At 44.1% G+C, this 14,237-nt stretch carries 13 protein-coding genes; 9 read left to right on the plus strand and 4 right to left on the minus strand.

Features of this window, described 5'->3' with window-relative positions; translation table 11 throughout:
- The first annotated feature begins 13 nt into the window (after positions 1 to 13).
- The 4 genes from K429_RS0104960 to K429_RS0104975 all read left to right on the plus strand — a co-directional run bounded on the left by K429_RS0104960 (position 14) and on the right by K429_RS0104975 (position 3,624).
- On the plus strand, positions 14 to 286 hold the full coding sequence (locus K429_RS0104960) for a co-chaperone GroES (RefSeq protein WP_005679636.1): 273 nt from the start codon (positions 14 to 16) through the stop codon (positions 284 to 286).
- A 38-nt stretch (positions 287 to 324) separates the two neighbouring features.
- On the plus strand, positions 325 to 1,962 hold the full coding sequence (gene groL, locus K429_RS0104965; RefSeq protein ID WP_007217362.1) for a chaperonin GroEL: 1,638 nt from the start codon (positions 325 to 327) through the stop codon (positions 1,960 to 1,962).
- Between the two features lie 265 nt (positions 1,963 to 2,227).
- The gene (locus K429_RS0104970; protein WP_007214862.1) at positions 2,228 to 2,446 is read left to right on the plus strand and encodes a winged helix-turn-helix domain-containing protein; all 219 of its coding nucleotides are present in this window, start codon (positions 2,228 to 2,230) and stop codon (positions 2,444 to 2,446) included.
- Positions 2,447 to 2,604: 158 nt separating this feature from the next.
- The gene (locus K429_RS0104975; RefSeq protein ID WP_025726225.1) at positions 2,605 to 3,624 is read left to right on the plus strand and encodes a low specificity L-threonine aldolase; all 1,020 of its coding nucleotides are present in this window, start codon (positions 2,605 to 2,607) and stop codon (positions 3,622 to 3,624) included.
- A 197-nt stretch (positions 3,625 to 3,821) separates the two neighbouring features.
- Here the strand turns inward: K429_RS0104975 and K429_RS0104985 are convergent, their stop codons facing one another.
- Positions 3,822 to 6,332: a glycoside hydrolase family 9 protein gene (locus tag K429_RS0104985; protein WP_007214860.1), complete on the minus strand. Its 2,511-nt coding sequence runs from the start codon at positions 6,330 to 6,332 to the stop codon at positions 3,822 to 3,824.
- A 314-nt stretch (positions 6,333 to 6,646) separates the two neighbouring features.
- On the opposite strand from K429_RS0104985, the gene K429_RS0104990 reads away from it, so the two are divergent.
- Positions 6,647 to 7,600: a DnaJ C-terminal domain-containing protein gene (locus tag K429_RS0104990; protein ID WP_007214859.1), complete on the plus strand. Its 954-nt coding sequence runs from the start codon at positions 6,647 to 6,649 to the stop codon at positions 7,598 to 7,600.
- Positions 7,601 to 7,614: 14 nt separating this feature from the next.
- Entirely contained in the window at positions 7,615 to 7,902 is a 288-nt protein-coding gene (locus K429_RS0104995; protein WP_007214858.1) for a chaperone modulator CbpM, read from the plus strand.
- A gap of 74 nt (positions 7,903 to 7,976) precedes the next feature.
- Here the strand turns inward: K429_RS0104995 and K429_RS0105000 are convergent, their stop codons facing one another.
- The 3 genes from K429_RS0105000 to K429_RS0105010 form a co-directional block, all read right to left on the minus strand.
- The gene (locus tag K429_RS0105000; RefSeq protein WP_007214857.1) at positions 7,977 to 9,683 is read right to left on the minus strand and encodes an acyl-CoA dehydrogenase family protein; all 1,707 of its coding nucleotides are present in this window, start codon (positions 9,681 to 9,683) and stop codon (positions 7,977 to 7,979) included.
- 3 nt (positions 9,684 to 9,686) lie between these two features.
- Complete coding sequence (locus tag K429_RS0105005) at positions 9,687 to 10,706, minus strand: electron transfer flavoprotein subunit alpha/FixB family protein (RefSeq protein ID WP_007214856.1); 1,020 nt, start codon at positions 10,704 to 10,706, stop codon at positions 9,687 to 9,689.
- An 82-nt stretch (positions 10,707 to 10,788) separates the two neighbouring features.
- On the minus strand, positions 10,789 to 11,682 hold the full coding sequence (locus K429_RS0105010; protein ID WP_007217365.1) for an electron transfer flavoprotein subunit beta/FixA family protein: 894 nt from the start codon (positions 11,680 to 11,682) through the stop codon (positions 10,789 to 10,791).
- A gap of 305 nt (positions 11,683 to 11,987) precedes the next feature.
- Between K429_RS0105010 and K429_RS0105015 the strand changes: the two genes are divergently transcribed.
- Genes K429_RS0105015 through K429_RS0105025 form a run of 3 tightly spaced genes read left to right on the plus strand, consistent with a single transcriptional unit; the run spans position 11,988 to position 14,202 of the window.
- Positions 11,988 to 12,791 carry a polyphosphate polymerase domain-containing protein gene (locus K429_RS0105015; RefSeq protein ID WP_081593079.1) on the plus strand — a complete coding sequence of 268 codons (804 nt, stop codon included), beginning with the start codon at positions 11,988 to 11,990 and terminating at the stop codon, positions 12,789 to 12,791.
- A complete protein-coding gene (locus K429_RS0105020) occupies positions 12,788 to 13,459 on the plus strand; it encodes a DUF4956 domain-containing protein (protein WP_007217367.1) in 672 nt (223 codons plus the stop codon). The genes K429_RS0105015 and K429_RS0105020 overlap by 4 nt, the downstream gene beginning before the upstream one ends.
- Complete coding sequence (locus K429_RS0105025; RefSeq protein ID WP_007214852.1) at positions 13,456 to 14,202, plus strand: DUF2490 domain-containing protein; 747 nt, start codon at positions 13,456 to 13,458, stop codon at positions 14,200 to 14,202. Before K429_RS0105020 ends, K429_RS0105025 begins: the two co-directional genes overlap by 4 nt.
- Positions 14,203 to 14,237: the final 35 nt, after the last annotated feature.

The following is a 14,237-nucleotide window of genomic DNA, read 5'->3' on the forward strand; positions in this document are numbered from 1 at the left end:
AAACAAAAGAACTATGAACATTAAACCATTGGCAGACAGAGTGCTGATACTCCCTGCACCTGCAGAAGAGAAAACAATTGGCGGTATCATTATTCCGGATACAGCAAAAGAAAAACCTTTGAAAGGTGAAGTTGTGGCAGTTGGTCACGGTACGAAAGATGAAGAGATGGTATTGAAGGTGGGCGACACTGTTTTGTATGGCAAGTATGCTGGTACCGAACTGGAAGTTGAAGGCACTAAATATCTGATTATGCGTCAAAGTGACGTACTCGCTGTGTTAGGTTAATATAGTAATTATAAAATATTTAAATTGTAAATATCATTATGGCAAAAGAAATATTATTCAATATCGATGCCCGCGACCAATTGAAAAAAGGTATCGATACACTGGCAAATGCAGTGAAAGTAACTCTCGGCCCTAAAGGTCGTAACGTGATTATCGAAAAGAAATTCGGTGCTCCTCACATCACGAAAGACGGTGTAACTGTAGCTAAAGAAGTGGAATTGTCTGACGCATACCAGAATACGGGTGCACAGTTGGTGAAAGAAGTAGCTTCCAAGACTGGTGACGATGCCGGTGACGGTACTACTACTGCTACTGTATTGGCACAGGCTATTGTTGCTGAAGGCTTGAAGAACGTAACTGCCGGTGCAAGCCCTATGGATATCAAACGTGGTATTGACAAGGCTGTTGCCAAAGTGGTTGACTCAATTAAGTCACAAGCTGAAAAAGTAGGTGACAACTACGATAAGATTGAACAGGTTGCTTCGGTATCTGCAAACAATGATCCGGTTATCGGTAAGTTGATCGCTGATGCTATGCGTAAGGTTTCTAAAGACGGTGTAATTACTATCGAAGAAGCTAAGGGTACCGATACTACTATTGGTGTGGTAGAAGGTATGCAGTTCGATCGTGGTTATCTTTCCGCTTACTTCGTTACTAATACGGAGAAGATGGAGTGCGAAATGGAAAAACCATACATCTTGATCTACGACAAGAAGATTTCTAACCTGAAAGATTTCTTGCCTATCCTGGAACCGGCTGTACAAACCGGACGTCCTCTGTTGGTAATCGCAGAAGATGTGGACAGTGAAGCTTTGACTACGTTGGTTGTAAACCGTCTGCGTTCTCAGTTGAAGATTTGTGCTGTGAAAGCTCCGGGATTCGGTGATCGTCGTAAAGAAATGCTGGAAGATATCGCCGTATTGACTGGTGGTGTAGTGATCAGCGAGGAAAAAGGTCTGAAGCTAGAACAAGCTACCATCGAAATGTTGGGTACTGCTGATAAGATCACAGTTTCTAAAGATAACACTACCATCGTAAACGGTGCCGGTGACAAACAAAATATCAAGGAACGTTGTGAACAAATCAAAGCTCAGATTGCTGCTACTAAATCTGATTATGACAAAGAAAAATTGCAAGAACGTCTGGCTAAATTGTCTGGTGGTGTTGCTGTTCTTTACGTAGGTGCTGCTTCTGAAGTTGAAATGAAGGAGAAGAAAGATCGTGTAGACGATGCTTTACGTGCAACACGTGCTGCTATTGAAGAAGGTATCGTACCAGGTGGTGGTGTAGCTTACATCCGTGCACTCGATGCATTGGAAGGTTTCAAAGGTGATAACATCGATGAGACTACAGGTGTTGACATTATCAAGCGTGCTATTGAAGAGCCGTTGCGCCAGATCGTAGCCAATGCAGGTAAAGAAGGTGCTGTAGTTGTACAGAAAGTACGCGAAGGTAAAGGTGACTTCGGTTACAATGCCCGTACTGATGTATATGAAAATCTGCATGCTGCCGGTGTCGTTGATCCTGCAAAAGTAGCTCGCGTAGCTTTGGAAAACGCTGCCTCTATTGCAGGTATGTTCCTGACTACTGAATGTGTAATTGTTGAGAAGAAGGAAGACAAACCTGAAATGCCAATGGGTGCTCCCGGCATGGGTGGTATGGGTGGCATGATGTAATACCCGTTTTTCCCTGAATTTATAATTATAATAAATGACCACAGCATCTCTCTGAAGGGGCTGTGGTCTTTTTTTCTCTTTTTTGGCCTGTTTCTTCTTATATTACCTGTATATTGTTACGAAACTGTTACAATTTTGATTAAAAAGAATATCTTTTGTTCGTTTTTTATGTTTTATAAATAAAAAGTGATACCTTTAGGCTGATAATAGGATAACCTAAACAAATCACCAATCAATTATTTAACCTTTTTAATGACGAAAAGAGATGAACAAAAGCGACATCGGCCTGAACGCAGGCAAAATTTGGAGGTTGCTTAGCAATTATGCCAAGTGGGACTATGGGACTTTGAAGAGAAAGTCCGGGCTGAAGGACAAAGAACTGGGAGCGGCCCTGGGATGGTTAGCTTGTGAAGACAAGATCGTATTGCACCAGGAGGACGGAGAGCTCTACATTTTTTTGGGCGTGAATGTTTATATCGGGTAAGAATGAAAAAACCGATTGAAAACCTAAACGAAAGCGTGGATTGTAAAATCCACGCTTCTTTTTTTCTACTAACGAATTATTTCGTTCCTTTGCATATTTTTTAGAGCTAAAGGATTATTTATACGCTATAACTATTTATCGATAAAATCAATATAATTATGAGAAGTTTTGCTTCAGACAACAATTCCGGTGTACATCCATTGGTGATGGAGGCGCTGAACCGGGCAAACCAAAATCACGCAGTTGGCTATGGTGACGATCCTTGGACTAAGGAAGCCGTTCGCAAAATTAAAGAGACATTTTCGCCTGATTGTGAGCCACTGTTTGTTTTCAATGGAACAGGAAGTAATGCGGTAGCTTTGCAGTTGGCTACCCGCCCTTATAATTTAATTCTTTGTGCGGAGACTGCACATATTTACGTAGATGAATGTGGTGCACCTGCCCGTATGACGGGATGCCAGATACGTCCTATTGCAACGCCGGATGGTAAACTGACGCCGGAGTTGATACGTCCTTATCTGAAGAACTTCGGGGAACAGCATCATTCTCAACCGGGTGCTGTTTATATTTCTCAATGTTCGGAATTAGGTACTGTCTATACTCCGGAAGAATTGAAAGCGCTGACTACCTTGGCGCATGAATATGGTATGTATGTGCACATGGATGGGGCACGTTTAGCGAATGCTTGTGTTGCGTTGAATCTCAGCTTCAAGGAACTGACAGTGGATTGTGGCATTGATATTCTTAGTTTCGGTGGAACGAAGAATGGATTGATGTTAGGTGAAAGTGTAATAATCTTCAATTCGGACCTGAAAAAGGAAGCGCTCTATGTACGGAAACAGTCGGCTCAGTTAGCTTCTAAATTACGTTACCTTTCTTGTCAGTTTACAGCGTATCTTACGGATGATTTGTGGAAAAAGAATGCTGCACATGCCAATGCGATGGCACGTAAACTATATGAAGGGTTGCAAACATTGCCGGATGTACAATTCACACAAAAGATGGAGAGTAATCAGTTGTTCCTGACTATGCCTCGTCCGGTTATTGATAGATTGATGAAGTCTTACTTCTTTTATTTCTGGAATGAAGCTGAAAATGAAATTCGTTTTGTGACCTCTTTTGATACGACAGAAGAAGATATTCAATCTTTGTTGCAGGCAGTGAAGGATAGTTTCTGATTCTTCGTTATTACGCATTTATTTAAATCTGACAATAGAAAAAGCTCCGGACCTTCGCAGGCATGGAGCTTTGGTTTGCAACTTTTTCCCTTGGGGGTGGGAAAAAGTCTACTGAAAACAAACCGATTGAATATTACCTTAAATACCTTTGCATGATAACCTTTAACTAACCTTTTTATAATAACTATGGGTATGAACTATATTCCTGTTGCTTCAAGGACGGGTACGAAAGTATAACCTTTCCGTTTCAGCGTTTTAATCATTTTGTCCAGATAACCATTGTAGAACTTATCTGTACGGCGGTCGTCGGTACCGAAGTGTATCAACATCAGGTGCCCGTTTAATCCTTCTTTTTTCTCTACCTCCATGATTTTGTCATAGATGAACTTACTGCTACGGTATTTGGCACCCATGTCCGGAGTGGTATAGTCCGCATTGCTCATCGTGCCGGGTGTATAGTTGATAAGTTGTATACCCATATTCTTTGCCCATGCGGCAATTTCTTTATTATAATATTCGTAAGGCGGAATATATACCGGAGCATCTTTGTATTCGATACCTGCTTTGCGCATAACTTCGTAACTCTTCAGCATATCCAGCTCAAATTGCTCGCGTGTCACCAATAATGAATCACGGTTTTCCCATGGCATATACAATAAGTGTCCATAGCTGTGGCTACCTACCAGATGGCCTTCTGCACGCAGTCGTTTTACTACATCGGGATAAAGCTCATAAAATTCACCGGTGAAGAAGAAACCGCCTTTGATGCCATGTTTCTTCAGTGTGCTGATAATAGCATCAGCACCGTCTGCTTTATCGGCGGCAGTAAAGACAAGCGTTATTTGTTTCTTTGATGGATCAGTGCGGATGATACCGTCATTTACATATACATTCTTATCACTCTGAATGTCCGCCTGCTTCATACCTTCTTTCTGCATGGCGGAGAGATAATAAGTGAGACAAGCTGTTCCGTCCATGGTCGGTTCGTTCGTGGAGTAGTCATGAATGGCATCATGATATACCATCAGGTCAGGCTGGAAACGTTCATAATCCTGTCCGGGAGTACCGGGAATACCTGTCATGTTTACTCCGCGGAGGCTTTCGAAAATAGTGCGGTATACAGGGCCGTCTACGAGACCGCCTGTAGTATTTCCTACACCTGCGTTGAGTAATGAAGAGTGCGGTTGAGAAGGGTAATCTCCATATAGAGGGAGTTCTACAATCATGCTGGTTCCCCAGGGATTGCAACCGAACAACCAGTCAAGCATGCCGGCTTCCATTTCTTTATAAGTTTCGTCACCTGTTGCTTCACGATACAGACGGCATTGTGTCAGCATGGCAGTTGTCAGGTTATTGGAGCACCAGGTGTAAGGAATGCCGTGCATGAAAGGACTTTCAACGGCTTTCTCGTAGGTGCGTGCTATGCCGGCATGCATATTTCGGATAAATTCTTTGCTAAGGCGGTCGTTATGTACTTTTGCCAGATGATAATGTCCCATATTCATGAATGGATACCATTGGTAATGGCGGGCACTGTCAGCACCCATCCATGGAGTAACAGGTTCGCGACGTCCGTATTCAACGGCTTGCTCCAGGTATTTAAAATCTCCGGTACTTTTGAAAAGTTCCATAGCGCCCAGTTCCATATCGTCTACCCAATTATCTTCTTCATAAATATAAGGAGACTTGACGGAGGCTGTCTGACAAGCACCCGGTTTCTTTACACCTTCCTGATAAGCTGCATCCGCTTTTGCACCAATCTCCGCTGCAAATTCCGGATAGAAGTCTTTTAATAGGCGGGCACCAAGAGCGAAACAGGAAGCAAACTTACCTGCTGTGCTTGCCACGCCTGTGGTAGCATTCATAAATTGACCGCGTACCTGAGGTTCGCCACTACAGAAGTAAACGGGGCGTCCTTTACCCGGACCGTAACCATAATCTACCTCATCTTTATTGGGCAGGCGCATACCGGCATGGTCGCGGTCGTCGGCAATCTGATTATATAGTTCACCGGGAGCAGGGTTCATACGATTCAGCCAGTCCAGTCCCCATTTGATTTCGTCCACAATGTCGGGAATGCCGTTAGCACCGGGGAGCCCGGCAGCATCATAGAAATCACCGAATGAGTTTGGATTTTCCTGATAGGCAAACATCATCTGATAAATGGCATTGGCGGAAGTTGTGGTATATTGCAAATAATCAGTTGCATCGTGCCAACCGCCTCGAACATCAATGCGTTGTCCTGTTTTGGTGGGATGGTATAGGATGTAGCCGTCGTGCACATGGCAACTGTCTTTCAAAAAGGGATTATAGCCGCAACGTTGCTGACGCATGTAGTTCAGCAAGAAGTCAGCAGTCCCATTGTACACATGATTATTGATGGGAAAACGAGGTGAGACCGCTTTTCCCGCTTTCAGATAATAAGTTCCTGGCTGGTTAAAATCACTGAAGTCCAGACGATAGGTACTCTTCATGAGTCCCATTTTTCCGGTTGCTTTGGTAGAATTGAAAGTTCGGACGGTTTGTCCCGTGAAGGCGTCTATCAGTGCATACTCTTGTATGTCAGCTGGTTCTTCACTCATAAATACTGCCACTTTTACAGATTGCGGCAAGTAGCCAAGTTGGTTAATACGTATCCATGAATCCGCTTTTACTTGCAGAACGATGAAAGTGAGTGCTACCGTAAGTAGCCAATGGTTACTTTTCATAATAAGTCAATATATTAAGGTTGGGGGAAAATTGTTTTCTGTGACTGCATTACTCACATACAAATAAAGCGTTTTCTATTTATTTTAGGAAGTTTTAGTATGAATAATTAATTGATGTTATGTGTCGTTTACATTATTTTGAAAATTGAGTAGCATAGGTAAAAGCTTTTACTACTGGTTAATATGTTGATTATCTTTATATTATTGTTTTTAATACTTCTTTTTAATTTTCGTTTACGTATTTTAGTGTTCAAAACACCTGATTGGTGCGTTATTTGTGATAGGGTATATAAGAATAACAAAATTAATAGACTATGGCTTATATAGATTATTATCAAGTCCTTGGGGTGGACAAGACGGCAAGTCAGAATGATATAAAAAAGGCGTTCCGTAAGTTGGCACGTAAATATCATCCTGATCTGAATCCGAACGATTCTTCTGCCAAGGATAAATTTCAGGCGATTAATGAAGCAAACGAAGTGCTAAGTGACCCTGAGAAACGTAAGAAGTACGATGAGTACGGTGAACATTGGAAGCATGCCGATGAATTTGAAGCACAGAAGCGTGCCCGTCAGGAAGCAGGCGCAGGTGGCTTTGGTGGTTTTGGTAGCGGTTCGGGTGCAGGCTATGGTACGGATGGTAACGGATCTTATTGGTATTCGTCCGATGGACAGGAATTTTCCGGGCATGGTGGTGGCTTCTCCGATTTCTTTGAATCTATGTTCGGAAACAGGGGACGTGGTAGTTCTAATGCAGGTTTTCGTGGTCAGGATTACCATGCAGATTTGAATCTGTCACTTCGTGATGCAGCCCAGACTCATAAACAAGTGTTGACTGTAAACGGGAAGAATGTACGTATTACCATTCCTGCCGGCGTGGCAAACGGGCAAGTCATTAAATTGAAAGGTTACGGTGGCGAAGGTGTGAATGGTGGACCTGCCGGAGACTTGTACATAACGTTTGTGATTGCGGATGATCCGGTATTCAAACGTTTGGGAGATGACTTGTATGTAGATGTTCCCATTGATCTTTATACCGCTATCCTGGGTGGAGACCAGCTGGTAGATACTTTGGATGGAAAGGTAAAGCTGAAAGTGAAACCCGAGACACAGAACGGTACGAAAGCCCGTCTGAAAGGCAAGGGATTCCCTGTATATAAGAAAGAAGGACAGTTCGGTGACCTCATTGTGACTTATTCCGTGAAACTGCCGACGAACTTAACGGAAGCACAGAAAGAGTTGTTCCGTAAACTTCAAAGTATGAACTAAAAGGAGGTATCACTATGCAGAATGAATTAATCATAGTCAGCGAATATTGTCGCAAGTGCCACATTGAACCGTCGTTTATCGACTTATTACAGGAAGGTGGCTTGATAGAAGTAATGACTGAAGGTGGAGAACGTTATCTGACGTTTACTCAATTACCGGACGTAGAACGTTACAGCCGCATGTATTATGACTTGTCCATCAATATTGAAGGGATTGATGCTATCCATCATCTGTTACAGCGTATGGAGGAGATGCAGAATGAACTTCATGAGCTGCGCAGTCAGTTGAGGTTGTTCCGGTAAAGGTGCTATTTATGACAAAGAAGGCTGTCTCATTCGTTTGAGACAGCCTTCTTTGAATATAGTTAATCGGTTAATTATTTACGGTAATTATCCAGTTCTTCAGCTTTGAACTTGCGGATGAAATTGAAGTGCTTTTCTACTTCAGCTTCAGCGTAGTTCAGATAGACAACAGCTGACTTTGCAAACAGTTCAGGTGCTTTTGTTGCATCCTGAATGAGAAGATGAGACATCACACATACAGCAGCCATTTCGTAAAGACGGCGAGCTACGAAGTCCAGCAGCTCTTGGTTTGCAGCTTCTTTCGTTGCGTTGGTGACAGCTTCAAACTTATTCGTCATCTCTTTCAGGCGATCCATCAACGGTTGCATTTCTTCGCTGCAAGGAATTGTTTCGTAATCGCGGAGAGTAGCAGCGTATGAACCGTTTGTTACATAACGGATGGCGGCTACAGTCTGCAACTGAGTCGTACCTTCGTAGATGCTGGTGATACGGGCGTCGCGATAGATACGTTGACAAGCATATTCCAACATGAAGCCGGAACCGCCGTGAATCTGGATACAATCATAGGCATTCTGGTTTGCATATTCGGAGTTCATACCTTTGGCCAGCGGAGTAAAGGCATCAGCAAGTTTGGAATACTTCTTTTGTTCCTGACGTTCTTCCGGAGTCAGTTTACGTTCGCGAGAGATATCATCCAAAGCTTTGTAAATGTCCACATAGCGAGATGTTTGGTACAACAAAGCACGACCTGCATCCAACTTAGCTTTCATGATAGCCAGCATGTCATATACAGCCGGAAATTCAATAATAGCTTTACTGAATTGCTTACGGTCTTTTGCGTATGCCAGACCTTCATTATAGGCGGCTTGTGACAAACCTACGGATTGTGCGGCGATACCCAAACGGGCACCGTTCATCAGCGCCATTACGTATTTAATCAAACCGAGTTTACGATCACCACAAAGTTCAGCCTTTGCATTCTTGTAAACAAGCTCACAAGTAGGAGAACCGTGAATACCTAACTTATTCTCGATACGGCGTACATCTACACCACCTTCGCGCTTGTCATAGATGAACATGGAAAGTCCACGGCCATCTCTGGTTCCTTCTTCCGAGCGAGCCAGTACGAGGTGTAAATCAGCGTCACCGTTTGTGATGAAACGTTTCACACCATTCAGGCGCCAGCAGTTTTCTTTCTCATCAAATGTAGCTTTCAGCATTACACTCTGTAAATCGGAACCGGCATCGGGTTCTGTCAAGTCCATAGACATGGTTTCTCCAGCGCAGATACGCGGAATGAAACGGCTGTGTTGATCTTCGTTGCCGAATTCATACAGTGTTTCGATACAGTCCTGCAAAGACCAGATATTACCAAAACCGGCATCGGCAGCAGCCACGATTTCAGCGCACATGGTATACGGAGTGATCGGGAAGTTCAATCCACCGAAGCGGCGGGGCATAGTCATACCGTTCAGGCCGGCTTTCACCATAGCATCGAGGTTTTGTCTCGTACCGCTGGCATATTCTACGCGACCATTGGCACAGTGAGGACCTTCTTCGTCCACGCCTTCGGCGTTCGGGTTGATAATCTCTCCGGTGATTTCTCCGGTGATTTCGAGCACCTTATCATAAGAGTCCATTGCATCCGTATAGTCTTGCGGAGCGTAGTCAAATTTGTCTTTATCTTGGTATCCGCGCTCTTTCAGCTCACAGATACGTTCCATCATCGGGTTGTTCAGTTGGAACTTCAATTCAGGAACTTCGGTATAAAAATTAGCCATAGCTTACTTACTGTTCTGTTTGTAGTACTTAATCATTTTCGGAATCACTTCTTCTACCGTACCGTTGATTACATAATCAGCGATGGTATTGATAGGAGCATTTTCATCATTATTGATAGAGATGATAATGCCACTTTCCTGCATACCGGCGATGTGTTGGATTTGTCCGGAGATACCGCAGGCGATATAGAGTTTCGGACGTACCGTAATACCAGTCTGGCCGATCTGACGATCATGGTCGCAGAAGCCTGCATCAACAGCTGCGCGGCTGCCGCCTACTTCAGCGTGAAGTTCTTTAGCCAGTTCGAACAGCATGTCGAAGCTTTCACGGCTACCCATACCATAACCACCGGCTACAACGATAGGAGCACCTTTCAGGTTGTGTTTCGCTTTCTCTACATGGCGGTCGATTACTTTCACTACATAGTCTGTAGTCGGTACGTATTTGGCAACGTCATGGTTGATAACTTCGCCCTGATACTTATCGTTAAGAATCTCTTTCTTCATTACGCCTTCGCGAACGGTTGCCATTTGCGGGCGATGTTCGGGGTTGACGATGGTTGCCACGATATTACCACCGAATGCGGGACGGATCTGATATAACAGGTTTTCATATACCACACCTGCTTTTTTATCTTCGTGTTCACCGATTTCCAGTGAAGTACAGTCGGCAGTGAGGCCGCTGGTCAGTGCAGAAGAAACGCGCGGACCGAGGTCACGACCGATAACTGTGGCGCCCATCAGACAGATCTGCGGTTTTTCTTCCTTGAACAGATTGATAAGTACGGAAGAGTGGGGCAGTGAAGTATAAGGGAACAAGCCCGGAGCGTCAAAGACGTGAAGACGGTCAACGCCGAAGGGCAATACTTGTTTTTCGATGCCTGCAAGGTTAGTACCGGCAACAACGGCTTCCAGTTGGCAGCCCAGTTGGTTAGCTAACTTGCGTCCTTTGGTAAGGAGTTCGAGACTTACTTCGGCAACTACGGTGCCTTCAAGCTCACAATATACAAATACGTTATTCATATTTCTTTTAAGTTTTTGAGGTGACGAGTTGACAAGTTGACGAGGACATGCCTTGTTACCTTGTCTCTTGTCGCCTTGTTAACTACCCAATGGTGTGGTTAGCGAGTAGTTCAACAATAAGATCTTCTACATCCTGGTCGCTTCCGGTCAGTGTACGGCTCTCTTTGGCTTGGAAAGAGATGTTCTGAATGGTTTTTACTTTAGTGGGCGAACCGCTGAGACCGCATTGTGCCAGGTCACCGTTCACGTCTGCCACACTCCATTCGGTGATGTTCAGATAAGGGTACTTCTCGTAGAGGTCGGCATAAGGCAGGGTAGCACCTTCTTTGGTGATAGCTGCTTTTTCCTGTGCACCGAGAGCACGTTTGTACTTCTGTACCAACTTAGCGTTGCGTGGGCGGCAGGGAGCTGCACTTCCGTTCACAGTGATAACGATGGGCAGAGGGCCTTCTACAGTTTCCACACCACCGTCAATGTGACGTTTCACGACAACACGTCCGGTAGTTTTCTCCACATTCAGAATTTCTTCGGCATAAGTGATCTGTGTCAGACCGAGCTTTTCAGCAACTTGCGGACCCACTTGAGCCGTGTCACCGTCGATAGCCTGACGTCCGCCGATGATGATGTCATACTCGCCTATCTTCCTGATGGCAGTAGCAAGAGCGTACGAAGTGGCAAGGGTATCTGCACCTGCAAAAGCACGGTCGGTCAACAGATAGCCGTTGTCGGCACCGCGGAACATTCCTTCACGAATAACTTCGGCTGCGCGTCCCGGTCCCATTGTCAGGATGGTTACGGTAGAGCCCGGATGTGCATCTTTCAGTCGGAGGGCTTGCTCAAGAGCGTTCAAGTCTTCGGGGTTGAAGATAGCGGGGAGTGCCGCACGGTTAATGGTTCCGTCGGCTTTCATGGCATCTTTCCCAACATTACGTGTGTCGGGAACTTGTTTAGCCAATACTACGATTTTCAAACTCATGTTATTAATTATTAGTATTAGTATTTCTTTGGAGCGTCAGTGCCGGGAATAGGAGTAGGAGGTACATAGTGTCCAGCTACTGAAATTATCCGGTTAACTAATTATCAGCGTGCAAAATTAGTCAAACTGTTCGTTCTGACAAGAAATGCGGGCAAAAAATGCACATACAGAACGGTTTTGAGCAAAATAGGGCAGAAGAACTACATCGTTTTTGATTGTGTTTATCGTTAAAAATCACTTGTTGGTTGAATCTATTTTCTTTGTTTCACTCCTGCGGTTACATTTGTCGCAGAAACGAAGCAGGTATGATAACAGAAGAAATATTGAAGGATATAGTGGAAATGCTGGATATATTCGGTCCTGTCACGCTGGAAGAAATGAGTGGTATCCGATTGATGAACAGGACGGATACGAAATATCTGCTGCCTTTGGAAACGCTGGCTGTGCTTTTGCATTATGCTGCTGCCGATTATCGTGTACAGGAAGTGGCGGGAGAACGGAACATTGTCTATCATACTGTTTATCTGGATACTGTAGACAAAGCAATGTATCGGGCACATCAAAACGGACGGGCGGTACGTGAGAAAATCAGGGTACGTACCTATGTTGCTTCACAATTAACTTTTCTTGAAGTCAAAAATAAGAATAATAAAGGTCGCACGGACAAGCGGCGTATACGCATCACTGCTCTTGATGAACTGTCTGCTGAAGGTGTGGATGACTTCTTGTCTTTGTATGCCTGGTACAAGCTGCCGCAATTGTCTCCACAGTTGGAGAATCGTTTTCAGCGCATTACTCTTGTCAACCGGGCAATGACGGAACGGCTTACTATTGATACGGATATTTGCTTCCGAAATCTGGTGAACGGGAATTATGCTGCCTTGCCACGTCTTGCTGTGGTGGAGTTAAAGCGAGACGGGCGTACATCATCGCCCATCCGCGATATATTAAGTCGCTTGCATGTACATCCTGCAGGTTTTAGTAAATATTGCATGGGTTGTGTACTGACGGATGAAAACTTGAAACAGAATCGTTTCAAACCGAAAGTACGTAAAATGAGGAGGGCAGAAATTCCCCGAAATATAGAAACATTAATAAATAGTATATGAACGATTTTGCTGAATTAGCCTTTATGGAGACGCCGCTTATAGATGCGGCTGGATTTATGGAATTGATATTGCGCTTCGTTCTCAACATGGTAGTGGTGGTGGCCATTATTCGTTTCTTTTATTACCCGAAGAGCCGTCGTCGCGATTACTTCTTCACATTTACGCTTATCAGTATCAGCATTTTTCTGATGATATTCCTGTTGGGCAGTGTAAAACTGAAAATAGGGTTTGCACTTGGATTGTTTGCTATCTTCGGCATAATTCGCTACCGGACAGAGTCGATGCCTGTGCGTGAGATGACCTACCTGTTTGTGATTATAGCTATTTCCGTCATCAACGCTCTGTCTGTACAGTTGAGTTATGCCGAACTGACAGCAACAAACTTATTATTTATTCTGTGTATCTGGTTATGCGAAAGCAATCGTTGGCTGAAACATATTTCATGCAAGCTGGTGCAGTATGATCGTATTGAATTGATTACCCCGCAACGTAGGGCAGAATTGATTATGGATCTGGAAAATAGAACAGGACTTAGCATCACGAAAGTAGAAGTGGGCCATATTGATTTCCTACGAGATGCAGCGATACTGAAGGTTTATTATGAACCGGAGAGTGAAGAGATAAATACAATTGATACACTAAGACGGATACCGAGGGAAGGAGAATGAAGAAAATGAATAGACGAATAACCTTACTGGCTGTTTTTCTCTGCACAATGGTTGCAGGAGTATATGCCCAAAGTGATGACTTCGGCATTTGGACCAGTGCCGAGGTAAAGAAGAAAATCTTCCCGGGCTTTGATGCTTCGGTGGAAGGTGAATTCCGTACTCGTGATGGTGTGGATAATGTTGAACGCTGGTCTGCGGGGGCGGGTGTGGCTTATCGCATCACTTCTTTTTTGAAAGCGGATGGCGGATATACTTTTATTTATAGCCATCGTCCGGGAGAGATGACCAAGAAAGGCAATTATGTTTCTGACTACTGGTCACCCCGTCATCGTATGTACTTGTCTTTGACAGGTAAGTTGAACTGGCAACGCTTTGAATTTTCCTTGCGCGAACGTTACCAGTATACGTATCGTACTTCGCAGCTTGTTTCCAAGTACGATGGGGACGATGGTTCCCAAAAAGCAGATGAGGAAATTACCGGCAAAGGTAAGAATGTACTTCGTTCACGCTTGCAGGCTGAATGGAATATTAAGAAATCTCGTTTTGCACCTTATGCTTCTTGTGAATTATATCATTCCATGTCCGATAGTTGGGCTCTGGATAAAACTCGCTGGACACTGGGTACCGGATACAAAATCAATAAGAAGAATTCGCTCGATTTTTTCTATCGGTATCAGAATCATGCAGATGATGATGAGACGAACGGGCACGTAGTAGGTGCGGGATATACGTTTAAGTTTTAAGTGAATGATTTATTAGTCACATAAATAAATGATGG

The organism is Bacteroides sp. 14(A), assembly GCF_000526555.1.
GTDB lineage: Bacteria > Bacteroidota > Bacteroidia > Bacteroidales > Bacteroidaceae > Bacteroides > Bacteroides cellulosilyticus.